At 46.2% G+C, this 22,693-nt stretch carries 21 protein-coding genes and 3 tRNA genes; 14 read left to right on the forward strand and 10 right to left on the reverse strand.

Annotated elements, in window-relative coordinates; translation table 11 throughout:
• Positions 1-23 precede the first annotated feature (23 nt).
• The 3 genes from rnt to argG form a co-directional block, all read right to left on the reverse strand.
• Positions 24-704, reverse strand: coding sequence for a ribonuclease T (gene rnt, locus NGM44_RS08630; RefSeq protein WP_253223267.1), 681 nt, complete (start codon positions 702-704; stop codon positions 24-26).
• Positions 704-1,765: a dihydroorotase gene (gene pyrC, locus NGM44_RS08635; protein ID WP_253223268.1), complete on the reverse strand. Its 1,062-nt coding sequence runs from the start codon at positions 1,763-1,765 to the stop codon at positions 704-706. Before pyrC ends, rnt begins: the two co-directional genes overlap by 1 nt.
• Before the next feature lie 249 nt (positions 1,766-2,014).
• On the reverse strand, positions 2,015-3,358 hold the full coding sequence (gene argG, locus NGM44_RS08640; RefSeq protein ID WP_253223269.1) for an argininosuccinate synthase: 1,344 nt from the start codon (positions 3,356-3,358) through the stop codon (positions 2,015-2,017).
• Positions 3,359-3,593: 235 nt separating this feature from the next.
• Here argG and NGM44_RS08645 point away from each other — a divergent pair, with 235 nt between their 5' ends.
• The 3 genes from NGM44_RS08645 (at position 3,594) to NGM44_RS08655 (ending at position 5,660) form a co-directional block, all read left to right on the forward strand.
• Complete coding sequence (locus NGM44_RS08645; RefSeq protein WP_253223270.1) at positions 3,594-4,088, forward strand: L,D-transpeptidase; 495 nt, start codon at positions 3,594-3,596, stop codon at positions 4,086-4,088.
• 81 nt (positions 4,089-4,169) lie between these two features.
• Positions 4,170-4,598, forward strand: a complete 429-nt coding sequence (locus NGM44_RS08650; RefSeq protein ID WP_253223271.1) for a hypothetical protein — start codon at positions 4,170-4,172, stop codon at positions 4,596-4,598.
• 81 nt (positions 4,599-4,679) lie between these two features.
• A complete protein-coding gene (locus NGM44_RS08655) occupies positions 4,680-5,660 on the forward strand; it encodes a LysR family transcriptional regulator (RefSeq protein WP_253223272.1) in 981 nt (326 codons plus the stop codon).
• A gap of 46 nt (positions 5,661-5,706) precedes the next feature.
• Here NGM44_RS08655 and NGM44_RS08660 read toward each other — a convergent pair whose 3' ends face one another.
• From NGM44_RS08660 to NGM44_RS08670, 3 genes are all read right to left on the reverse strand, one after another.
• Positions 5,707-6,345 (reverse strand): FixH family protein, encoded by a 639-nt coding sequence (locus NGM44_RS08660; protein WP_253223273.1) that lies wholly within the window; start codon positions 6,343-6,345, stop codon positions 5,707-5,709.
• 71 nt (positions 6,346-6,416) lie between these two features.
• On the reverse strand, positions 6,417-7,856 hold the full coding sequence (gene ccoG / locus NGM44_RS08665; protein WP_253223274.1) for a cytochrome c oxidase accessory protein CcoG: 1,440 nt from the start codon (positions 7,854-7,856) through the stop codon (positions 6,417-6,419).
• Between the two features lie 297 nt (positions 7,857-8,153).
• Entirely contained in the window at positions 8,154-8,537 is a 384-nt protein-coding gene (locus tag NGM44_RS08670; protein WP_253223275.1) for an SCP2 sterol-binding domain-containing protein, read from the reverse strand.
• A gap of 629 nt (positions 8,538-9,166) precedes the next feature.
• On the opposite strand from NGM44_RS08670, the gene ccoN reads away from it, so the two are divergent.
• The 11 genes from ccoN to sppA all read left to right on the forward strand — a co-directional run bounded on the left by ccoN (position 9,167) and on the right by sppA (position 21,635).
• Positions 9,167-10,639 carry a cytochrome-c oxidase, cbb3-type subunit I gene (gene ccoN, locus NGM44_RS08675; RefSeq protein ID WP_253223276.1) on the forward strand — a complete coding sequence of 491 codons (1,473 nt, stop codon included), beginning with the start codon at positions 9,167-9,169 and terminating at the stop codon, positions 10,637-10,639.
• A gap of 10 nt (positions 10,640-10,649) precedes the next feature.
• A complete protein-coding gene (gene ccoO / locus NGM44_RS08680) occupies positions 10,650-11,288 on the forward strand; it encodes a cytochrome-c oxidase, cbb3-type subunit II (protein WP_253223277.1) in 639 nt (212 codons plus the stop codon).
• Entirely contained in the window at positions 11,288-11,464 is a 177-nt protein-coding gene (locus tag NGM44_RS08685; RefSeq protein WP_253223278.1) for a CcoQ/FixQ family Cbb3-type cytochrome c oxidase assembly chaperone, read from the forward strand. Before ccoO ends, NGM44_RS08685 begins: the two co-directional genes overlap by 1 nt.
• The gene (gene ccoP / locus NGM44_RS08690) at positions 11,461-12,540 is read left to right on the forward strand and encodes a cytochrome-c oxidase, cbb3-type subunit III (protein ID WP_253223279.1); all 1,080 of its coding nucleotides are present in this window, start codon (positions 11,461-11,463) and stop codon (positions 12,538-12,540) included. Before NGM44_RS08685 ends, ccoP begins: the two co-directional genes overlap by 4 nt.
• Before the next feature lie 141 nt (positions 12,541-12,681).
• The gene (locus NGM44_RS08695; protein WP_253223280.1) at positions 12,682-14,316 is read left to right on the forward strand and encodes a CTP synthase; all 1,635 of its coding nucleotides are present in this window, start codon (positions 12,682-12,684) and stop codon (positions 14,314-14,316) included.
• A 100-nt stretch (positions 14,317-14,416) separates the two neighbouring features.
• The gene (gene kdsA / locus NGM44_RS08700; RefSeq protein ID WP_253223281.1) at positions 14,417-15,280 is read left to right on the forward strand and encodes a 3-deoxy-8-phosphooctulonate synthase; all 864 of its coding nucleotides are present in this window, start codon (positions 14,417-14,419) and stop codon (positions 15,278-15,280) included.
• 65 nt (positions 15,281-15,345) lie between these two features.
• The gene (eno, locus tag NGM44_RS08705; protein WP_253223282.1) at positions 15,346-16,659 is read left to right on the forward strand and encodes a phosphopyruvate hydratase; all 1,314 of its coding nucleotides are present in this window, start codon (positions 15,346-15,348) and stop codon (positions 16,657-16,659) included.
• A 3-nt stretch (positions 16,660-16,662) separates the two neighbouring features.
• A complete protein-coding gene (locus NGM44_RS08710) occupies positions 16,663-17,082 on the forward strand; it encodes a septum formation initiator family protein (RefSeq protein ID WP_253223283.1) in 420 nt (139 codons plus the stop codon).
• 99 nt (positions 17,083-17,181) lie between these two features.
• Complete coding sequence (gene ispD / locus NGM44_RS08715) at positions 17,182-17,916, forward strand: 2-C-methyl-D-erythritol 4-phosphate cytidylyltransferase (protein WP_253223284.1); 735 nt, start codon at positions 17,182-17,184, stop codon at positions 17,914-17,916.
• Positions 17,917-17,944: 28 nt separating this feature from the next.
• Positions 17,945-20,518, forward strand: coding sequence for a ComEC/Rec2 family competence protein (locus NGM44_RS08720; RefSeq protein ID WP_253223285.1), 2,574 nt, complete (start codon positions 17,945-17,947; stop codon positions 20,516-20,518).
• A gap of 94 nt (positions 20,519-20,612) precedes the next feature.
• Positions 20,613-21,635 carry a signal peptide peptidase SppA gene (gene sppA / locus NGM44_RS08725; RefSeq protein WP_253223286.1) on the forward strand — a complete coding sequence of 341 codons (1,023 nt, stop codon included), beginning with the start codon at positions 20,613-20,615 and terminating at the stop codon, positions 21,633-21,635.
• A 107-nt stretch (positions 21,636-21,742) separates the two neighbouring features.
• Here sppA and NGM44_RS08730 read toward each other — a convergent pair whose 3' ends face one another.
• The 4 genes from NGM44_RS08730 to NGM44_RS08745 all read right to left on the reverse strand — a co-directional run bounded on the left by NGM44_RS08730 (position 21,743) and on the right by NGM44_RS08745 (position 22,575).
• Positions 21,743-22,048 (reverse strand): CopG family transcriptional regulator, encoded by a 306-nt coding sequence (locus NGM44_RS08730; protein ID WP_253223287.1) that lies wholly within the window; start codon positions 22,046-22,048, stop codon positions 21,743-21,745.
• 275 nt (positions 22,049-22,323) lie between these two features.
• Positions 22,324-22,399: transfer RNA gene (locus NGM44_RS08735), tRNA-Asn, on the reverse strand.
• A 4-nt stretch (positions 22,400-22,403) separates the two neighbouring features.
• Positions 22,404-22,479: transfer RNA gene (locus NGM44_RS08740), tRNA-Lys, on the reverse strand.
• A gap of 20 nt (positions 22,480-22,499) precedes the next feature.
• Positions 22,500-22,575: transfer RNA gene (locus NGM44_RS08745), tRNA-Lys, on the reverse strand.
• Between the last annotated feature and the right edge of the window lie 118 nt (positions 22,576-22,693).

Below are 22,693 nucleotides of genomic sequence, written 5' to 3' on the forward strand. Positions count from 1 at the left end.
ATTTTTCATAAAAACTTTTAAAATCAACACTCTACACCATTATCATCAGTATCATCAGTCGATGTATCATCAAAAGCGACTGGCGATAGTAGCGGTGTGTGATTGACGATATGGCAAAACAGTTCGGCAGTTTTTTGGGTGTCGTATAAGGCAGAATGGGCGTGTGAATTATCAAATTCAATCCCTGCCATGATGCAAGTGCGAGCCAGCACCGTATGTCCATAGGCAAGAGCGGCAAAGCTTGCGGTATCTAGCACGCTAAAGGCATGAAAAGGCGAGTGATTTTTGCTATTGGTGCGAGCAATCGCCGCATTCAAAAATCCCAAATCAAAATGTGCATTATGCCCAACAAGGATGCACTGACGACAGCCATGTTCTTTTTTGAGTGCTTTTAGTTGCTTAAAAATACGACGCAAGGCGACTTTCTCGTCTTCGCTGATGGCTTTGCGAAATGGGCTATCAGGATTGATGCCAGTAAATTTGAGCGCGGCAGGCTCAAGATTTGCCCCTACAAAAGGCTCAATATGTGCATTGAGTGCTTCGCCTTGGTAGAGTTTGCCATGCTCATCCATCAAAATCGGCACGCAAGCAATTTCAAGTAGTGCATCGGTGGCGGCATTAAACCCTGCGGTCTCAACATCGACCACCACAGGCAAAAATCCACGAAAACGATTGGCAATCGTTGGTGTTACAACTTCACTCATCAGCGCACCACTTGCCAGTCGATATCCGTACCTGCCAGTAGTGGCGTCAAGGTCTTGTCACCCAAATAGTCATAATGCGATGGGACGGTTTGGGCTTGCTTGATGAGCGTGATGGTGCTGGTGTTGACAGGCAGGCCATAAAAATTGGCACCAAATACCGATGCGAAGTTTTCAAGCTTATCCAGTGCATTCATCTGCTCAAAGGCGGCGGCATACAGCGGTAGGGCGTGTACCGCACTATAACAGCCTGCACAACCACAGGCAGACTCTTTGGTGTGCGTCGCGTGTGGTGCAGAATCGGTGCCCAAGAAAAACTTCGGATTGCCGCTGGTGGCAACTTCAAGCAGACGCTGTTGGTGGCTTTGGCGTTTTAGGATTGGCAAGCAGTAATAATGCGGCTTGACCCCACCGACCAGTAGATGATTGCGGTTAAATAGTAGATGCTGTGGCGTGATGGTAGCGGCGACATTGTCAGCTTGAGCAAGTACAAAGTCAGCAGCATCAGCGGTGGTGATATGCTCACAGACGACTTTTAGCGTTGGGAAATGCGTGATGATATCGCTTAGCACATCGTCTAAGAATCGTTTTTCGCGATCAAAAATATCAATCTCACTGTGCGTCACTTCGCCATGCACCAGCAATGGCAGACCAATCTCTTGCATGGTCTCAAAGATGCTGTAACGACCTTTGATATCGGTCACGCCATCAGCTGAATTGGTGGTTGCACCTGCTGGGTATAGCTTGACCGCTGACACGACGCCTGATGCGACTGCTGCACGGATGTCATCACTGGTGGTGTGATCGGTCAGGTACAATACCATGCGTGGGTCAAAGGCATCTTTACGAGCTTGAGCCAAATCGCTTGCCATCAGTGCATCCAAGATACGCTCACGATAAGCGATGGCTTGTTCTGTGGTTTTGACAGGTGGTACCAAATTTGGCATACAAATCACACGGTTAAAGCTACCTGCGGCGTGTGGCACAGTCGTCGCTAGGGCATCACCATCACGCAGATGGATGTGCCAGTCATCAGGCTGAATGAGAGTAAGAGTAGTGGTCATAAAAGGCTCGCTTGGCTGATAATCTATTGAGTAATGATTGATAAATTATACAATATTTCTCAATGAAATGGCTAAAAATCAATATCTTGTCATTATTCTAGTATGGGGCGATTTTGTCAAGGTGTTTGCAGGATAAATTTGCTGAACAAAGGCGCTTTTGGCATCAGTGATGCTTTACCAAAAAAATTCCCAACCGATAACGATTGGGAATTTGATAGGTTTACACTAAGCTGATTTGCCTTATTTACCTTATTTGCCTTTGTTTTCAAGCTGTGGTACGGCATTGCCACCGCCTAGACCAAGCAGACCTGATTGGACATACAGACCTAGCTTTTGGCGAGTGTCGGCGATGTCTAGGTTACGCATGGTTAGCTGACCGATACGATCTAGCGGTGTGAATGCTGCGTCTTCGACTTTTTCCATCGATAGGCGATCTGCTTCGTAGGTTAGGTTTGGCGATTCGGTATTTAGGATGCTGTAGTCATTGCCACGGCGTAGCTCAACAGTGACTGTACCTGTGATGGCTTTGGCAACCCAACGCTGAGCGGTCTCACGCAGCATCAGTGCTTGTGAGTCGAACCAACGACCTTGATATAGTAGGCGACCCAGACGCAGACCATTGATGCGGTATTGCTCAATGGTGTCTTCGTTGTGGATACCAGTCACCAGACGCTCATAAGTGATGTGAAGTAGCGCCATGCCTGGTGCTTCATAGATGCCACGAGATTTGGCCTCGATGATGCGGTTTTCGATTTGGTCAGTCATGCCTAGACCGTGGCGACCACCGATTTCGTTGGCTTTTAAAATTAAATCAACTGGGCTGTCAAATTTCTCACCATTGATGGCGACAGGTACACCTTCTTCGAAAGTGACGCTGACGGTTTCGGCTTTGACTTCAACTGTCTCATCCCAGTAGCGTACGCCCATGATAGGCTCGACGATTTTATGGCTGGCATCTAGATATTCTAGGTCTTTGGCTTCATGCGTTGCACCAAGCATATTTGAGTCAGTTGAGTAGGCTTTTTCTTTGCTCATCTTATAATCAAAGCCATTATCAATCAAAAATTGGCTCATCTCAGCACGGCCGCCAAGCTCATCGATGAAAGTTTGGTCAAGCCATGGTTTATAAATTTTCAATTCAGGATTGGCAAGTAGGCCATAGCGATAAAAACGCTCAATATCATTGCCCTTATAAGTTGAGCCATCACCCCAGATATTGACATCATCTTCACGCATCGCTGACACCAGCATCGTGCCAGTCACCGCACGGCCGAGTGGTGTGGTGTTAAAGTATGGCATACCGCCTGTCGTCACATGAAACGCACCGCACTGAATGGCGGCGATACCTTCTTGGGCAAGCTGTAGGCGGCAGTCCACTAGGCGTGCTTTAACAGCACCGTATTGCTCAGCTTTGGCAGGGATGGCATTATAATCATCTTCATCGGGCTGACCAAGATTGGCGGTATAAGCATAAGGTTCAGCACCTTTTTGCTTCATCCAAAGCAGTGCTGCAGAAGTGTCCAAACCGCCAGAAAAAGCGATACCAACTTTTTTGCCGATAGGCAGATGCTGTAAAATGGTTGCATTACTCATTGCATAATCCTTGATTTATCACAAAAAGAAATAAGGTCATGTCTGATTATAACATTTTGGCAAGCGATGTGGGAATTTTTAGTGAGATTTTCTCAAAAAATGCTAAATTTTAACACAAGATTCAGAGAATTATCCCCAAAACCCCCAAAGCTTTGCTATACTATTCATTTTGGAAATGATGATATTTTTTGGTATGGTGTTGATAAGTGCCAAAGAATAAACCAAGAGCGATACGATGACGACACAACTTCATATTGATACCCAAACGCAGACCTTAAGCCTAATCAAAGACGGTCAGATGGTGCGAAGTTTTTTGGTTTCAACTGCCAAAAACGGCACAGGGCAAGCTGAAGGCAGTGGCTGTACACCGCTTGGTAAGCATCGGATTAGCGAAAAATTTGGTGATGGATTGCCAAATAATGCGGTGTTTGTCGCTCGTCGATTCACCGGTGAGCTGTATGATGACAAGCTTGCCTGTGAGTACCCTGAGCGTGATTGGATTTTGGGTCGGATATTATGGCTAGACGGCTGCGAAGAGGGTATCAATAAAGGCTGTGATGCCAATGGTAATCTTGTCGATACCAAATCACGCTATATCTATATTCATGGTACGCCTGATACGGAGCCGATGGGCGTGCCGATGTCGCACGGCTGTGTGCGTATGCGACTTGATGATTTAGAAAAACTGTATAATCAAGTTGATATTGGCTGTGAAGTTGTGATTAAATAGGTATAAGTTGATCAGTTTGCAAAGCAGTCGCTTTGATAGTGAAGGCTTTGATAAAATGGCTTTAAAACAAAAGGTGAGAGGATGAAAAAATTTGCACTGATTTTGGCAACGATGAGTATCTTAACCGCGTGCCAATCCACTAATGGCGTTAATCACAATGGTCTAAAAATCACCAAAAAAGATGGCGTAACCACCGCCGTGCCGACGACCGCGCCCAAGCATTCTAAGCCATCGGCAGATGCACTTGAATACGCACCACAAGTGGCACAAAATGCCACAGCGGGCAGCTTGATCATTTTATTTGAACCATCGGCAAAAGATGCGGTGCTTGAGCTTGTGAAACGCCGTGGCGATACGCTGCTATACGAGTACAAAAACATAAGCGGCATTGCCATTCAGCCAATGTATCACAGTATTGAGCCGACCATTTCATCGTATAAGAAGATTGATGGCGTATTAGGCGTCACAAAAAGCCAAGTGCATCAGATTGGTCTGCCAAATGTGCAATGAGTTTAGAGTGGTTAGAAATTGATTATTTTAAGTTAATTATTGCAAAGTAATTATCTTAAAATAATAAAAAAAGGTAATGTCATGAATCTTCAAAAAGTCGATCTGAATTTGCTGTTTTATTTGGATGTGCTATTGCGCGAGAAAAATGTCACGCGCGCAGCTGAACAGCTTGGCATCACTCAGCCTGCGATGAGTAATATTTTGCGCCGTCTGCGTTCGCTGTTCAATGATCCATTACTTGTGCGTTCGTCTGAAGGCATGACGCCGACCGAGCGTGCGTTTGAGCTACAGCCGCGCATCCGTGAAGTGCTGTCAGACATCACCACTTTGCTTGAGCCGCGCACTGAGTTTCGTCCGTATAGCACATCGCGCGTGTTTCGTATCATGACCAGTGACTATGCCGAAGCGACGCTTGTGCCTAGGCTGGTCAAGGCATTGCGTTCAGAAGCGCCGAATGTGATTTTGGACTTTTTGACGCCGTCGGATGTGTCGTATCGCGACATGGAGCAGGGGCGTGTGGATTTGGCGATCAACCGCTTTAATGAAATTCCGCAAAGCTTTCATCAGGTTTTGGTATGGCGTGATACATTCAGCTGTCTGTTGTCCGCCGAAAGTCCGTATGTCAGCCGCTTTAATCTGAAAAATTATCTCAAAGCGCAGCATGTGTGGGTATCAAAGACAGGCATGGGCGTGGGTTTTGGGGTCAATCCTGAGAAATCAGGCGGTCTTGGCTCGATCGACCAAGCTTTGCAGCGTCTTGGACAAAAGCGCCAAATCAGCGTCTTCACCCGCCATTATCAAATGCCTGCGATGCTTGCCGCTAATAAGGATCTGATTGCGACTTTGCCGACGCGCGTGGCTCGACTGCAGGCGGATAATAATCCACAGATCGTCGTTAAAGAGCCGCCGTTTTTTATCCCAGAGTTTGAGCTGACGATGGCGTGGTCGCCACTATTACAGCATCATCCTGCACATCGCTGGTTGCGGCAGCTGATTTTGCATGTCGCGCGTCAAGTCATCGCCGAAGAAGAGCAAGCGGTGAAAAGTGCAAATAAAAATTAAACCGAATAAAAAAAGATTGTGATTTGACCCACAATCTTTTTTTGTTTTACTGAGCTTTATTTTCCAAATGCGCGCGCTTATCTCGCTGATCAGGCAGGGTGCTGCCATCTTCATCGAAGCTTGATAGCGGACGAAAGGTGATGTTTTGTACGGGGAATTTTTCATGCTGTACCAATCGCCAATTGTGTGCGCCATCGTTACTGATTTGCACATAATATTTGGCAGGTGTTGGGTCAAGTGTCACTTTTCCAGTATAGACATTGTCTGTGCTGTGCGTGATGGTAAAATCGCGATCTTTATCATTATCTGTCGCATGAGAGATGCGCACGGCTAGGCTTTTTGGATAGGTCAGTGGCGTGCCATCGTGAAATTTACCCGATGATAAACTGTCGCTAGGATAATTCAGCTCAAAGCGCACTTGCGTATCATCACCATCTGATGACAGGCGCATGATGCCAGTGATGCCCAGATCATGGCTCATCTTATCGCGTGAAGCGTCTTGGTACAGGGTTTTGCCATCCATATACCAATCATCGCGTACGGTGCTGTCTTGAATTTTTATTGAATAAAAAATAAAGAATAAACACACAATCACCACCAGTGCAGGCAGACCGATGACGAAGACCAGTACCATGTAGTTTTTGTACCAGACATTGGCTGAATTGTTGGTTTCACGGGTAGGCATAAACTTTCCAAAGAACAAAAATCAAGCCCTATTGTAACACAACAGGGCTTGAATGGCAGGGCTGCAGCAAGTTATTTTTTATCTTTTGAAGTTTGGTAGATAAAGGTATCTTGTGCAGATGCGCTGTATTGGCCATCTTCGCTATATACGGTGATGGTGATCGGCGTGCTTTCTTGGCTTAGGCTGGCTGCAGGCGCGATGATGTTCACAGGCAGATCGTATGGCTCATTGGCGTTCAATGGCAATTTTTCAAAGCGTGACTGTAGTTTCATCTCGCCGGGATTTTCTAGGTGCACGCGATAGACATGGCGTTCGTCTGTTTTATTGACGATTTTTAGCACATAGCTATTTTTCACCATGCCATCACGATCGATGGTTGATAGCTGCTGACGGTTGTGACGGATTTCCATCTCAAGCGGTGCGCGACCTACAGCCACTAGGGTCGCTGCTGTGATACAGGCGCCAAGCACCGCGATATAAGCGAAGATACGCCAGCCGATGATTTTGGTTTTTTGTTTCTCGACCAATTGACGCTCGGTAGTATAGCGAATCAAGCCGCGCGGATAGCCGACCTTGTCCATGATCTCATTACACGCATCGATACACGCCGCGCATTGGATGCATTCAACTTGCAGGCCATCACGAATATCGATACCTGTCGGACAGACTTGCACACACATGGTGCAGTCCACGCAGTCGCCATAGCCTTCGTGTTCTGCGCCTTTTTTGCGCGCACCGCGTGGCTCGCCGCGTTCATAGTCATAAGAGACGATCAAGGTGTCTTTATCGAACATCACCGATTGGAAACGACCATAAGGGCAAATATACACGCACATATGCTCGCGCATATAGCCGCCGTTGATCTGCGTGACTAGGGTGATGAGAATGAAGAAAATCCAACTCATCTTACCCCATTCCATAAAGAACAGCGGATTGCCATTAAAAATCAGCGTATCGGTGCCAACGATGAACGCCATAAAGGTCAATGCTGTCACCGCAGAGATCATACCCCATATCGAGTGAATCAGCACAAGCTTCATTGCCTTAGATGCACTCATCGGCTCACGGTCGAACTTCATGCGCTTATTACGCTCGCCCAAGATCCACTTCTCAATATGCTGATACAGATGCACATAAATGGTCTGTGGGCAGGCATAACCGCACCACACGCGGCCAGCATAGACTGTCACCATAAATAGCAGCATCGCCGCGATGATAAAGACAAAGGCAAAGAAATAAAAATCTTGTGGCATGAAAGTTGCGCCAAAGATATAAAACTTCGGCTCAATCACATCAAACAAAATCGCCTGTCGCCCATTCCAGCGAATCCACGGCAAAATCAAAAAGCCAATCAAAATGGCATACATGCTCACTAGGCGAATGTTTTGATATTTACCTTTGACAAATCGCGGATGCACGCGCACCTTGGTCGCGTCCATGTCTTTGGATGTTGGAATGATTTTTTCGGGAGCGGGGCGGGGCTTTTTCTTTGGTTTTTCTTGTTCGGACATTGTCGTCACCTTGGCTGGCTATGGTTGATGCGTGCTAAAATGCGAAATTTTGGTTAATTTAACAAAAACAATGACGCATTCACATCATCCACATGGCTTAAGCGAAATTAATCGAAAATGGTAAAAACTTATGATGAATTTTCATAAGATTAACGGTGCTTATATTACCATTTTTTGTAGGGTTTTTGTATGGGAAATTGAAAATGTTGCTTATTTATTGTGAATTTTACCAAAATTAACCCACAAAAAAGGGACGAAATCTCGCCCCTTGTGCTGCATTTATCACTTATAGAATGATTAAAATTCAGTAATCGCAAGGATCTGCTTGAATAATGCTTTTTGTTCTTGGCTTGGCTTGGCAGATTGTAATGCCATTACTTGGGTCATGTCACCATCGACACGGATTTTGCCAAGCATAAAGGCTTCGATGGCAATATTGACATCGCCTGTTGAGATGATTTGAACCAAAGTTTCGCGATCGACAGTCACAGTGCTGTTGGCATTGTCCACCAAGCCTTGTGCGATTTTACCATTTTTTAGGTGTAGCTCGGCAGCATCATCGCCTGTGATGATGGCGTTTAATAGTACACTGTCAAGATTTGGCGCAAGGTTTAAATCGCCAGCTTGTGCGTTTAGTGCCGCGACTTCATCAAACCAAGCTTGTGAAAGAAATTTTGCCATTGTGATCCATCCTTATAAAAAAATCATTGGTTTATTATAAGGCAAAAAGCGTACAAATGCGTAAAACTTTGCTGTCTATTTGTGAAAAAACACCAAAAACCGTGTAAGAATAGACAAAGTTTGGCAAAACAATAAGTAAAACAGCAGCCAGTAACAATGATAACTGGTTGAAATTATTAGGAATTTCGATAAAATTGGCGAGAATTTCAGCGATTATTGCCAAAAAATTTCAATATTTTTACAAAATATACCCAAAAATTACATTTGTGTTGTATAATAAAAGGTGATAAACCGCTAATAATACCTTATTATTAGTATGGGTATGAGCAGAAGTTGGCAAACACTGCCAACAATAGTACGCAAAAGTTTGTCAAAATCGCATCATTAGTCGCAAATTTCGCCGTTTGTATCGCCGTTTGGCATCGGATTTGATGACCGTTGTCGGTGTTTTTGGGCATTCCTTAAAAAAATTGGGGAATTTTTTGTATTTTGCACGCTTGCAAGGATGATATTTGCCAAACTTTGCGTTACAATAGACACACAAATGAAAGCAAGTGAAGGTTTGGGTAAAATTTACCCACCAAAAGTCACTCAAGCTAAATAAATCGGGCTGCACAGGAAAATATCCAATGAGTCTATACAAATCAGCAGTGGCTCCGCTATCCGTTGATCATGAGTATGAAATCACCATCGTGCGATTTTTTACCATCATGGCGGTGGTTTGGGGCATCATTGGCATGGCTGTCGGTGTTTTTATTGCATCGCAGTTGGCATGGCCAGTTTTGAACTTTGACACATCATGGCTATCTTTTGGACGCTTAAGACCGCTACATACCAATGCGGTGATTTTTGCGTTTGGGGGATCGGCACTTTTTGCAACATCTTACTATATCGTCCAGCGTACTTGTAAAACTAGACTATTTGCCCCGTATTTGGCGTGGTTTACATTCTGGGGTTGGCAGGCGATTATTGTCGCTGCAGTGATTACTTTGCCGCTTGGTTATACATCAGCTAAAGAGTATGCTGAACTAGAATGGCCGATTGATATCGCCATTGCTTTGGTGTGGGTTGCTTATGCCATCGTATTCTTCGGTACGATTATCAAACGCCAAACTTCACACATCTATGTAGCAAACTGGTTCTTTGCTGCGTTCATTATTACCATTGCTTTACTGCATATCGTCAATAGCTTTTCGGTTCCAGTAGGTGCCTTGAAGTCGTACTCACTATTTGGTGGTGCTACTGACGCTATGGTCCAATGGTGGTATGGTCATAATGCTGTTGGTTTCTACCTAACTGCTGCATTCTTGGGTATGATGTACTACTTCATTCCTGTGCAAGTTGGTCGTCCAGTTTATTCATATCGTCTATCGATCGTTCACTTCTGGGCATTGATTGCTTCTTATATGTGGGCAGGTGGTCACCATCTACATTATTCAGCATTGCCTGACTGGACTCAGTCTTTGGGTATGGTGTTCTCATTGATCCTATTTGCTCCATCATGGGGTGGTATGATTAACGGTGTACTAACTCTATCAGGCAGCTGGGATAAATTGCGTACTGACCCTATCATCCGTTTCTTGATTGTTGCACTATCATTCTATGCGATGAGTACCTTCGAAGGTCCGATGCTATCGATTAAAGCGGTGAACGCTATCAGCCATAACACTGACTGGACAGTTGGTCATGTACACTCAGGTGCACTAGGCTGGGTAGGTATGGTAACAATCGGTTCGATCTATGTGCTATTGCCGCGTATTTATAACAAAGCAAAAATGTACTCAACTGACCTAATCACGCTACATTTCTGGCTTGCGACAACGGGTACAGTGCTATACATCGTTGCGCTATGGATCTCGGGTATTACCCAAGGTGTGATGTGGCGTGCGACCAACCCAGATGGTACTTTGGCATATGACTTCATCCAAACAGTTGTGGTATCACACTGGCCATATGTGGTGCGTGCTTTGGGTGGTGCTTTGTATGTTGCTGGTATGGCTGTGATGGCGTATAACTGCTATCGTACCATCAAGATGCCAAGCGTCGTTGAACCAGTGGCACAGCCAAAGTCAGCTGACGAAGCTACGACTGTACAAGCATAAGGGGTAAGCAATGTCTAAATTAACTCATGAAGTATTTGAGAAAAATACAGGTTTACTCGTTACCTTTATCGTGATCGCCATCAGCTTTGCGACCTTGGTTGAGATCGTTCCTTTGATTTTTGACCGCAATGCACCAGAAGATGGCGGCGTGAACAAACCATTGCCAAATATGCGCCCATGGACAGCACTAGAACTAGAAGGTCGTGACATCTATATCCGCGAAGGTTGCCATGTATGTCACACCCAAATGGTGCGTCCACTGCGTGCAGAAGTTGAGCGTTATGGACCATACAGCCGTGCAGCGGAATCAGCGTGGGATCACCCATTCCTATGGGGTTCTAAGCGTACTGGTCCTGACCTAGCTCGTGTGGGTGGTCGTTATTCTGACCAATGGCACATTGACCATTTGATCAATCCGCGTTCTGTCGTGCCAGAGTCTGTTATGCCATCTTATCCTTGGCTAGCCAAGAATGAAGTTGATGGTCAAAAGGTACAAGAAAAAATGCGTCTATTTAAAGAGCGTTTCGGCGTGCCTTATACAGATGCTGATATCGAAGCAGCACCAGACCAAGTACTGGGCGCAACAGAGCTTGACGCGGTGGTAGCATACCTACAGCAGCTAGGTATCGCCATGAAAGGTCAGCGCTAATGGATTTGGGCGTTTTGCATAGTATTGCGACGGTGAGTGCATTCATTGCATTCATCGGCATCGCGTGGTGGGCATATTCACCAAAAAATAAAAAACGCTTTGAAGAAGATGCACAACTTGCGTTAGATGATCTTGAAAGTTCATCATCACAACAACGCACTAAGGATACACAATGAGCTTTTTTTGGGGTTCTTGGATTACCATCCTATCGCTAGGCTGTTGGCTATTTATCTTCGGTGTTTTGGTCTGGACGCTAAAATCTAAACCAGCACTTGAAGAAGACGGCACAACAGGTCATGAATATGATGGTATTCGTGAATATGATAAGCCACTGCCAAAATGGTGGTTGGTAATTTTCTTTGGTACTTTGATCTGGGGCTTGGGCTATTTCGTACTATTCCCAGCGATCATGCCAAATGCTTGGAAAGGCGTGACCACTGTTGAAGTGGATGGTCAGCCAGTTTACTGGACTTCTGCCAATGAGCTAAACAGCCAGCTACAAGCAAACAACAAAGTCTTCATCGAAAACTTTGAACAAAACATCCTAGCCAATGCAGGCGCATCAGAAGCCACTGCGATTTTGGCAAAATTGAATGATCTGCAAGCTCAGCAAAAACCAGGTGAAGAAAATGCAGATCTACAAAAGCAAATCAATGACCAAATCACATTGCTTGCACCGTATGTAGAGAAGCTGGCTGCCGATCCAGAAGCTCAAAAAATCGGCAACCGTCTATTCCTACAAAACTGCGCACTGTGCCACGGCTCGAATGCTGAAGGCGCGGCAGGTTATCCAAACCTAACCGACAACGATTGGCTGCATGGTGGTAATACGGATCAAATCCTATTGACCATCCACAACGGTCGTAACTTGGCAGAAACTGCTGGTATGCCAAATCAGCAAAAAGTCATCGGTGAAGCAGGTGTAAAAGCGGTTGCTGAGTATGTACTGAGCATTTCTGGTAACCAAAATGGCTATGAGCTAGACGCTGCTAAAGTCACTCAAGGTAAAGCTATCTTTGAAACGACTTGTGCAGTCTGTCACGGCCCAGATGCTAAAGGTCAAATCGCTGTTGGTTCACCGAACCTAACTGATGACACTTGGCTATTTGGCGGTGATCGCGATACCATCCAAACTTCGATCCGTTACGGTCGTCGTGGTGTGATGCCAGAATGGCACAGCAAGCTTGGTAACGAGCGTGTGATGCTATTGGCTGCTTATGTGCGTTCATTGTCACAAGACCAAGCACAGTAATTGATGCAATCAATGCTGTACTGCCAAAAAAGAGCTGCGATAACTGCAGCTCTTTTTTATTTACAAAAAAATGATTCACCCTCTATATTTTTTGCGTAAATTTTAGTAAAATTCACATTTACCAGTAACCGATGCATTACTATGACGACTAAATTTATCTTTGTTACCGGCGGTGTCGTGTCATCACTTGGCAAAGGCATTGCTGCTGCTTCATTAGCTGCTGTTTTGGAAGCGCGTGGCCTGAAAGTCACCATGACCAAAATGGATCCTTATATTAATGTTGACCCAGGCACAATGAGCCCGTTCCAGCACGGTGAAGTCTTTGTCACCGAAGACGGCGCTGAGACCGACCTTGACCTAGGTTATTATGAGCGCTTCTTACGCCGCTCAAAAATGACTAAGGCAAATAACTTCACCAGCGGTCGCATTTATCAAACCGTCCTTGCCAAAGAACGCCGCGGCGATTATTTGGGCGGTACAGTGCAAGTCATTCCGCATATCACCGATGAAATCAAGCACAAAATCCGTGCCAGTGGTGAAGGCTATGACATCGCCATCATTGAGATCGGTGGCACAGTGGGCGATATCGAAAGCTTGCCATTCATGGAAGCCGTGCGCCAAATGCAAGTGGAATTGGGTCGCAATAATTCACTATTAATGCACCTAACGCTTGTACCGTACATCGCGTCAGCAGGCGAGTCTAAGACTAAGCCAACACAGCATTCTGTCAAAGAGTTGCGTTCTATTGGTCTTCAGCCTGATGTGCTGATTTGCCGTTCTGAACAGCCAATCTCAGAAGACAATCGCCAAAAAATCGCACTATTTACCAATGTTGAGACGCGTGGCGTGATCTTGTGCGAAGATGCCAAATCAATTTACCAAATCCCACGCCGTTTCTATGAGCAAGATTTGGATGATTTGATCTGTGAGCGTTTTGGTATCACAGCTCCTGAAGCAGATTTGTCTGATTGGGATCAAGTGGTGAGTGATTTGTTCAACTCGCAAGGCGAAATCGTCGTTGCGATGGTGGGTAAATATGTCGAACTGCCTGATGCTTATAAATCAGTCAATGAAGCCTTGCTGCACGCAGGCATTCATAATAAGACCAAAGTACGCATTCATTATGTCAGTGCTGAAACGCTAGAGACTGACACATCAGCCATGGCTGAGATCGAAAAAGCGGATGCAATCTTGGTACCAGGTGGCTTTGGTGAGCGTGGTACTTTGGGCAAGATGAAAGCCATCGAATACGCTCGTAAAAACGGTAAGCCATTTTTGGGCATCTGCCTAGGTATGCAGCTTGCGGTGATTGAATACGCGCGTAATGTCTTGGGTTTAGAAGCTAACTCAACCGAATTTGATCGCAAAACTGCCAATCCGATCATCGGTTTGATCACCGAATGGTTCGATGAAAAAGGCGAGCTACAAATCCGCTCAGATGATTCTGATCTTGGTGGCACGATGCGTCTGGGCGCGCAGGAAGCGGAATTGGTCGCAGGTTCAAAACTTGCCAAAATCTATGGCGCGATCAACATCACCGAACGCCATCGCCATCGCTATGAGATGAACAATCGCTATATCGAGCCACTAGAAGCGGCAGGTATGAAAATTTCAGGCTACTCAGCCAAGCAGCATTTGGTTGAAGCGGTCGAGATTGACAGCCACCCATGGTTCGTGGCGGTACAGTATCATCCAGAGTTCACAAGCTCACCGCGCGGCGGTCATCCATTGTTTAATAGCTTCATCAAAGCGGCAATTGATGTGAAATCTGCCTAAATACATAAGCGCACCAAACAAGTTTTGGTGTGCTTTTATCCTTTTGAGCCAATTTAATGCTATAATCCATCTACTAAGGTAGCAAATAAAGGTAATCATTATGACACAGCCACTTACCGTTGCTCAATCTACGGTCACTGTCAGCGGCATCGAGATCGCCAACGACAAACCATTTGTTCTGTTTGGCGGCATGAATGTGCTAGAAAGCCGTGAATTGGCATTCGAAATCGCTGAGCAGTACATCGACATTTGTACACGACTAGGCATTGGCTATGTCTTTAAGGCAAGCTTTGATAAAGCCAACCGCTCAAGCCTGCATTCATTCCGTGGTCCAAGTCTAGAGACGGGTTTGACATGGCTTAATGACATCAAAGAAGCTTATAATGTGCCAATCATCACTGATGTGCACGAGCCATACCAAGCTGCACCAGTGGCGAAAGTCGCTGATGTGCTGCAACTGCCTGCGTTCTTGTCGCGCCAAACTGATCTGGTCAGTGCTATTGCGCGCACAGGTAAGGTGATCAATGTCAAAAAAGCACAGTTTCTAGCACCACATGAGATGCGTCATATCATCAATAAATGCCTAGAAGCAGGCAATGATCAAATCATTCTATGTGAGCGTGGTTCTGCGTTCGGTTATAACAACCTGATCGTTGATATGCTTGGCTTTGACACCATGAAAGCGATGAATGTGCCTGTATTCTTTGATGTCACGCACGCACTACAAGAGCCGGGCGGTCGCGCGGACAGTGCAGGCGGTCGTCGAAGCCAAATCACCACTTTGGCGCGTGCAGGTATGGCAACAGGATTAGCAGGGCTGTTCTTAGAAGCGCATCCAGATCCTGATCTTGCCAAGTGCGACGGTCCAAGTGCGCTGCGACTAAGCCAACTTGAGCCATTCTTGACACAGATCAAGCAGCTTGATGACTTGGTCAAGGGCTTTGCGGTGCTTGACACCAAATAAGCAAATATTTAATTGTACTAATTTTTATGCCAACTGGCGATTGATAACTGATTAAAGGAGTGACTATGTACGCTGAAGAGACCAAAAACCAAATTGAAATCAAAGACATTCGCGCGCGCGAAATCCTAGATTCTCGTGGTAACCCAACCATCGAAGCGGATGTGATTCTTGCCAATGGCATCTGTGGTCGTGCCGCTGCGCCAAGTGGTGCATCAACAGGTTCGCGTGAAGCCCTAGAGCTGCGCGATGGCGAAAGCCGTTATCTAGGCAAGGGTGTCAAAAAAGCTGTCGCCAATGCCAATAGCCAAATCCGCAGTGCGCTATTAGATAAAGATGTCACAGATCAACAAGGTATTGATAATATCCTAATCGAGCTTGATGGCACTGAGAATAAAGGCAATATGGGTGCGAATGCCATGCTTGCTGTGTCGTTGGCTGCGGCAAAAGCTGCTGCACTGGCTCAAAACTTGCCGCTACATCAATACATCGCCAATCTGCGTGGTCAGACTGCATTGACCATGCCAGTACCGATGATGAACATCCTAAATGGCGGTGCGCACGCGGATAATACTGTTGATATCCAAGAGTTTATGATTGAGCCGGTTGGTTTTAGTTCATTCTCTGAAGCATTGCGCGCAGGTACTGAGATTTTCCACAGCCTAAAATCAGTGCTAAAAGCACAAGGTCTGAACACTGCGGTTGGTGATGAAGGTGGTTTTGCACCAAACTTGCGCTCAAACGAAGAAGCGATCACTGTGATCATGCAAGCGATTGATAAAGCGGGCTATAAAGCAGGTCAAGATATCTTCCTAGCACTAGACTGTGCATCGTCTGAGTTTTATAAAAATGGTCAATATATCCTAGCAGGCGAAGGCAACAAAGCCTTTGACAGCCAAGGTTTTAGCGACTATTTGACTGGTCTGTGCAACCAATACCCAATCATCTCAATTGAAGACGGCTTGGATGAAAGCGACTGGGAAGGTTGGGCATATTTGACTCAGCAACTGGGCAAAAAAGTTCAGTTGGTTGGTGATGACCTATTTGTTACCAATCCAAAAATCCTACAAGAAGGTATAGATAAAAACATCGCCAACGCGATTTTGATCAAATTCAACCAAATCGGTACGCTATCAGAAACCCTAGATGCGATTTATCTGGCTAAGCAAAACGGCTATGCGACCGTCATCAGCCATCGCTCAGGTGAAACTGAAGACTCAACTATCGCTGATTTGGCAGTGGGTACAGCAGCAGGTCAAATCAAGACAGGCTCGCTATGCCGTTCTGACCGTGTCGCCAAGTACAACCAACTGCTTCGTATCGAAGAGCAAGTGAGCGCTGCTTACCGCGGTCGCGAAGAGTTTATCGGTCTGCGCGGCTAAGAGATGGCAAAGAGTACACAGAGTTTGACTTATGCACCTAAGCGACGCATTGGCAATAACATCGGCTATCTAATCGCTATTGTCTTTGCGTCTGTGGTGCTTGCGATGCTACAGTATCAATATTGGTATGGCGAATATGGTCATGTCAATTTGCAAAAGCTTGAGCTTGATCTTAAGGATCGTCAGCGACTGATCGAAGAGCAGATGTACACAAACAGTATCCTAGTGGCTGATGTACAAGATCTGAAATCAGGGCTGTCGGCAATTGAAGAGCATGCGCGCCTTGAGCTTGGTTTGATCAAGCAAGGTGAAGTGTTCATGCAGCTGTCGAATGCGCCGATTACCTACAGTCGGCAGGTAGCACCGAGTGCTGAAGATCAGGTGGAAGCGGTCGATGCTGTGCCTGAAGCTGTCGCCCCTTAATGCGTGGATGGTGTGAGCTTTGATAAGCTTTTACACCGACCAAATTTCCCCAAAAATCGTCAACTTTCGTTTGGCGATTTTTATTATGAGTAATTCACCATGAACACCCCAACTATCCATGCCTTGATGGTCGCCGCTGGCAAGGGCGCGCGCTTTGGTGCTGATCGCCCAAAGCAGTACCTACAGATCAATGATCTACCTGTGTTGGTGCATAGTGCGCTTGCAGTCAATGAACCGCGCATTAGTGATTTAACCTTTGTACTGGCGGCAGATGATGTGTATGCAGATCAGGCGGTGCGGCAAATCACTGATCGCTGTAATAAGCCGATTTATCGCACGCTAGGCGGTGATGAGCGTTGGCAGTCGGTGCAGGCAGGGCTAATGTCTCTAAAGGCGCGTGGCGTGGCTGATAATGCATGGGTGCTGATTCATGATGCGGCGCGTCCGTGCTTACCGATGGCTGATTTATCGCGATTGATTGATGCGATTGAGCAGATTGATCAAGGGCAGGATGCAGCCGATGCGTTGATCTTGGCAAGTCCTGTGGTCGATACGCTAAAGCGCGCACATGATGGCAAAATCCTTGAAACCGTTAGTCGTGATGGGCTGTGGCAAGCACTGACGCCGCAGGTGTTTCACTTAGGTGGGCTGATCACGGTACTTGATCATGTAGCGACGCACAAGCTTGTCATTACTGATGAAGCCAGTGCTTATGAATCTCTTGGTAAAATGGTGAAAATTATCCCAGCATCAAAGATGAATATCAAGCTGACTTATCCTGATGATTTGCCGCTATTGACGATGATTTTGGCACATCAAGCGCAGCATGGCTAATGATAGCGTGAGTGCGGGATAAATTGGCATGAGTGTCTGGCTGTTTGTACTGATTACGCTGGTATCCTTGACGGTGCTTGGCGTGATGGATGGCTTTATGCTCGATGCTGATTTGGTATCGCAGCTTGGCACAGGCAGTGGCACTTTGGGGCTTACGCTAATTTTATTATTGCTGCTATTTATTTTTGTTAAACTTTCAAATTTCAACCCTTCTTATTACTCATCAGATTTATCCAAATCTTTTTATCTAAAAATCGGGCAGAAGCATTTATTAAAGCTTGCTAAAACTGGGCTGATGATCGCCATCATTGTGCTGTTTGCTTTTCGGACGATGGTTGCATTTGATGCTTATCAAGCCAAGCTGCCCCAATCGCGCCATATCATCACTGCCACAGTGCATATCGAGCAGCTGAGTGATGGCGTGTACGATCCAGTGCTTGAGCGTAGTTTTCGCCAAGTGGCGCGCATTGATGATGTTAAGCTGGACGATGCCACCAGTAGCGGGCGATTGCTGACGGTGCATAATCCATTTGGTGGTGATGATGTCAATCTGCACACGGATACCGATACGCACAGTGATGATGTCGATGCACTAAATGACATGACTGTCATGCTACATGCCAATCCAGCATTTGCCAAAAGTGATTTATCCGCTTTAGGCAAAATAACTGTCGGTGATCGTGTGCCGATGGCTTTGCTGATCACGCCGATCGATACCAAAAGCAGCGCCAATGGCTTTGATGTTGCAGAGTGGCTAACGACACGCCATGTCCATGCCAATGCGCAGATTTTGGCGGTGGGTGAGCCTGTTCAGGATTTACCAAACGGTATCTTTGTCAAGTTTCGTCTTGCGCTTGAGCAATATCGAGCGCGATTGCGTGCGCATTTTTATCAAGATTGGCAAGCATACAGCACGGATCAAGCGCAGGCGCGCGCCGTGACTTTAAGCCTGCTTACTGGCGATCGTGCGCTGATTGATAATCCGACCAAGCAGCTGTATCAACTGGCAGGGATTTCGCACCTGCTTGCTATTTCGGGTACGCATGTGCTGTTCTTAGCGGTACTACTGTCGGCGATGGTGGTTGGCGTGCTTGATCGTGCTGCACTGCGCATCTATCAGCGCGTGCCCAGATGGCAGATCAAGATGGCGGTGATGGTCGCAGTAGGGTTGATTTATGCTGTTTTTACAGGCTTTGAAGTGCCTGCGGTGCGTACGGTGTATATGCTTGTCGTCGTATGGCTGGTGCGCTATTTGGCATTGCCGATTGGGGTGGTGTCAGCGGTGGCGATTACGGCGCTGGTGATGATTTGGCTAGATCCTTTTGTATTGTGGCAAGCAGGGTTTTGGCTGTCGTTCGTGGCAGTTATTATCCTTGCGCGTTATGGGCTTGATGAGACACAGAGTGATGGCGGCAGCTTGCGCACGCAGTCATGGTGGCGGAGATTTGTGCAATTGGCAAAGCTGCAAGCATGGCTATTTATCAGTATGCTGCCGATCAGCTTGCTGCTGTTTGGCAAGGTGTCGCTATGGGGCTTGGTGGTGAATTTATTTGCTATCGGCTTATTTGGCATGGTGATTGTGCCGATTAATTTGCTTGCAGGGGTGTTATTTGCCATCATGCCTTGGGCAGCAGATCTGTTATGGGCGGTGTCATCGCAGATTTTGTGGTTTTTGCATCAGCTGCTTGAAGTAGCTTTGGTGGATCAGTGGGGTGGTGTCAGTGCGTGGCTGTATGCACCGTTTGGCATGGCGGGCTTTGCGCTGTGTGTGATGGCGGTTGTAATTTGGCTGCTGCCCAATGTAGTGCCGCGATCGCTGCTTGTGATTATCATGACGGCGTTGATTTTGGTGAGTATCGGACGCATTACGCCAAAAACAGAACTCATCATCCTTGATGGCGCACCAAAAACCACGCAATGGCTGCTGCAATCGTATGCTGATGGCAAGCTTTCACGATGGCTGATTTTATCTGACCAAGAGGCGAATAAGCTTAGTGATATGCAGATACAGCGACTGATTGATCAGCTATTTGCTCAAGGTGTGGCACAAGGTGGGCTTGATGGTATCATCGTCCAAAGTCCAAGTGCATTGTTCGTCCCTGCTGTCGCCGCCATCAATGAGCGCGTGGCAGTGGGGCGGTATTGGCAAGCAGGGCAGCACGAGCCACTGCCGCATCTACATCACGACACTTGCGTTGCAGGGCTGAACTGGCAAAGTGATCATCTTGCGATCCGCACCCTGACAGGGTGGCGGCAGATTGACGATCAGCGTGTGTGGCATTGTGAGCTTGAGATTGACAGTAAGCTACCGTTTGAGCTGACCGATACTCGTGCTCAAGATGGTATGATTGCCGTCGATGAGCTTGATCGTTACGATGATGCGCCTGATAATACGCCGATGCAGTATGAGCAAGGGGTGCAGCTGATCACCGCGACCAGTCAAGCACCGATACTTTGGCAGCTGTGGCAGATGATGTGCGTAACAGATCTTAATTTGGATTTGACAAAAAGCACTCGCCCACGATTACTACTGAATGCGACCGAGACCATGCCTGATGCTTTGCAAGACAAGCAAGCACAGCAGATGCAGTTATCGCCGTAATTGATGTTGTATGGATTTTTCAGCGTATCTTTTTCTACCGTTTGAGTGTATTTTGCGGTAGAATGTAGCATGAATTTTCATTGGGATAAACATTATGGCATGGCCACCAAATCCAAATAAATCTGACAATCTGCCAAAAAGCGAGCTGACACCGCCAAGCACAGGGCAAGAATGGCGACTGCTTGAAAAGACCTTGCTTGCCAGTATCGAAGAGCAAAAATCCAGCCGCCGTTGGGGTATTTTCTTTAAACTATTGACCTTTGTGTATTTGCTGTTTATCATCATTGCGCTTGGCTATGGTTGCAGCGCATCATCGACATCGCTTGAGCGTGTGGGCGTTGGCGAGCCACACATTGCCATGATTGATGTCACAGGTGCGATCAGCAGTGATAGCGACACCAATGCAGCGAATATCAATGACGCCTTGCAAGATGCGTTTGACAATAGCCAAGCCAAAGCCGTGGTGCTGAACATCAATTCACCAGGTGGTTCACCAGTGCAGTCAGATGAGATTTGGCAAATGGTGATGGATCTGCGCAAAGAAAATCCAGACAAAAAACTCTATGCCATTATCGGCGATGTCGGCGCGTCGGGTGCATATTATATCGCGTCGGCTGCCGATGAGATTTGGGTTAATCCATCAAGCTTGGTCGGCTCAATCGGCGTGATCATGTCAGGCTACAATGTCGAAGAGCTGATGCGTAAAGTGGGCGTACAAGATCGCACCATGACTGCAGGCGAGTACAAGGATATCTTGAGTATGAGCCGCGAGATGACTGCGACAGAACAAGCCCATGTCCAAAAACTGCTGGACGACACGCACCAAAACTTCATCAATGCTGTTAAACAAGGTCGTGGTAATAAACTTAAAAATCCTGAACAAAATCAGCTATTTACAGGGTTATTTTGGAATGGTAATGAAGCGGTGAAATTGGGACTGGCTGATAAAACTGGCGGCATTAGCCAATTGAAAAAACAGCTTGAGCTTGACACGGTTGATTATACCTACATCGATCCGATGAATAAGTTTTTTGATCGCTTCGGGGTACAAATTGGCAAAGGGCTGGGTGAAGGTGTAAAACTCAGCTTTGGCGAGCCGAGCGCTGAGCTGAAGTAAGTTTTGTAAAAAGCCTAATCATAAAAAATCCGCTTATTTATAATACGCGGATTTTTTATGGGCTAAATTTGGTGGAATATTAATCAATATTCTAAATTGCTTTTCAATCACTTTTCCAAATCGCATTTGCCATTGACATCGTTCAGTGCTTCATCGATGATTTTTTGGCTGACGCCTTTTTTGCGCAGTTTTTCGATGAATAGCACATCATTGGCAAGGCTGTAGTTGCTGTTATCGCGGTCAAGTCCTTGGCGGATATACAGACGAATCAAGCCTTGAATGCGATTAAAACCATGCACGCTGGCGGTCTCTTCTAGATGCTTGATGATCTCTTCAGACAGGCGCAGATGCACAGGGCGCATGATGACCTGCGGATGATCAGAATAGCGATTTTTGATATGTGGGGGTAGCATGGGTCGTCCCTTGATAATGTCTTGGAATTGATTGTTGATGATTATAACATGATGAAGACACTTGTCAAACTGATAGTCTGCCAACTTTAAAATAATACTGCGTCAAACTCACTCGTAGTGCTACTTGTGCAACTTCGCTCGTTTTCCTTGCTTTATTTTTAAATTTGTTTGACTATGCATGTACAATCTGCATACTTGTGATCATAATTAATCGCTATCTTGTAAATCTCACATAAGAAAAAGCCCTGGGTAAATTACCAAGGGCTTCTCAAATATGGCTCCCCAACCTGGGCTCGAACCAGGGACACACGGATTAACAGTCCGATGCTCTACCGACTGAGCTATTGGGGAATGATGGTGGGTCGTGCAGGATTCGAACCTGCGACCAATTGATTAAAAGTCAACTGCTCTACCAACTGAGCTAACGACCCGTTAGCGATACTAGGATAAATGGTGGGTCGTGCAGGATTCGAACCTGCGACCAATTGATTAAAAGTCAACTGCTCTACCAACTGAGCTAACGACCCATTTATCTAGTCGGATACGGTACTCCGTATCGCTAATGTGGTGCATATTATACGCATAATTTTTATGATTGCAAGCATTATTTTGCAAAAAATTCAAAAAATTTGCGATTTTATCAAA

Source organism: Moraxella sp. FZFQ2102 (assembly GCF_024137865.1).
Taxonomy (GTDB): domain Bacteria; phylum Pseudomonadota; class Gammaproteobacteria; order Pseudomonadales; family Moraxellaceae; genus Moraxella.

Bases quoted from the DNA above. Each gene is read 5' to 3' on its own strand.
- rnt (WP_253223267.1), bottom strand. From the start codon at position 704: ATGAGTGAAGTTGTAACACCAACGATTGCCAATCGTTTTCGTGGATTT.
- pyrC (WP_253223268.1), bottom strand. From the start codon at position 1,765: ATGACCACTACTCTTACTCTCATTCAGCCTGATGACTGGCACATCCAT.
- argG (WP_253223269.1), bottom strand. From the start codon at position 3,358: ATGAGTAATGCAACCATTTTACAGCATCTGCCTATCGGCAAAAAAGTT.
- NGM44_RS08645 (WP_253223270.1), top strand. From the start codon at position 3,594: ATGACGACACAACTTCATATTGATACCCAAACGCAGACCTTAAGCCTA.
- NGM44_RS08650 (WP_253223271.1), top strand. From the start codon at position 4,170: ATGAAAAAATTTGCACTGATTTTGGCAACGATGAGTATCTTAACCGCG.
- NGM44_RS08655 (WP_253223272.1), top strand. From the start codon at position 4,680: ATGAATCTTCAAAAAGTCGATCTGAATTTGCTGTTTTATTTGGATGTG.
- NGM44_RS08660 (WP_253223273.1), bottom strand. From the start codon at position 6,345: ATGCCTACCCGTGAAACCAACAATTCAGCCAATGTCTGGTACAAAAAC.
- ccoG (WP_253223274.1), bottom strand. From the start codon at position 7,856: ATGTCCGAACAAGAAAAACCAAAGAAAAAGCCCCGCCCCGCTCCCGAA.
- NGM44_RS08670 (WP_253223275.1), bottom strand. From the start codon at position 8,537: ATGGCAAAATTTCTTTCACAAGCTTGGTTTGATGAAGTCGCGGCACTA.
- ccoN (WP_253223276.1), top strand. From the start codon at position 9,167: ATGAGTCTATACAAATCAGCAGTGGCTCCGCTATCCGTTGATCATGAG.
- ccoO (WP_253223277.1), top strand. From the start codon at position 10,650: ATGTCTAAATTAACTCATGAAGTATTTGAGAAAAATACAGGTTTACTC.
- NGM44_RS08685 (WP_253223278.1), top strand. From the start codon at position 11,288: ATGGATTTGGGCGTTTTGCATAGTATTGCGACGGTGAGTGCATTCATT.
- ccoP (WP_253223279.1), top strand. From the start codon at position 11,461: ATGAGCTTTTTTTGGGGTTCTTGGATTACCATCCTATCGCTAGGCTGT.
- NGM44_RS08695 (WP_253223280.1), top strand. From the start codon at position 12,682: ATGACGACTAAATTTATCTTTGTTACCGGCGGTGTCGTGTCATCACTT.
- kdsA (WP_253223281.1), top strand. From the start codon at position 14,417: ATGACACAGCCACTTACCGTTGCTCAATCTACGGTCACTGTCAGCGGC.
- eno (WP_253223282.1), top strand. From the start codon at position 15,346: ATGTACGCTGAAGAGACCAAAAACCAAATTGAAATCAAAGACATTCGC.
- NGM44_RS08710 (WP_253223283.1), top strand. From the start codon at position 16,663: ATGGCAAAGAGTACACAGAGTTTGACTTATGCACCTAAGCGACGCATT.
- ispD (WP_253223284.1), top strand. From the start codon at position 17,182: ATGAACACCCCAACTATCCATGCCTTGATGGTCGCCGCTGGCAAGGGC.
- NGM44_RS08720 (WP_253223285.1), top strand. From the start codon at position 17,945: ATGAGTGTCTGGCTGTTTGTACTGATTACGCTGGTATCCTTGACGGTG.
- sppA (WP_253223286.1), top strand. From the start codon at position 20,613: ATGGCATGGCCACCAAATCCAAATAAATCTGACAATCTGCCAAAAAGC.
- NGM44_RS08730 (WP_253223287.1), bottom strand. From the start codon at position 22,048: ATGCTACCCCCACATATCAAAAATCGCTATTCTGATCATCCGCAGGTC.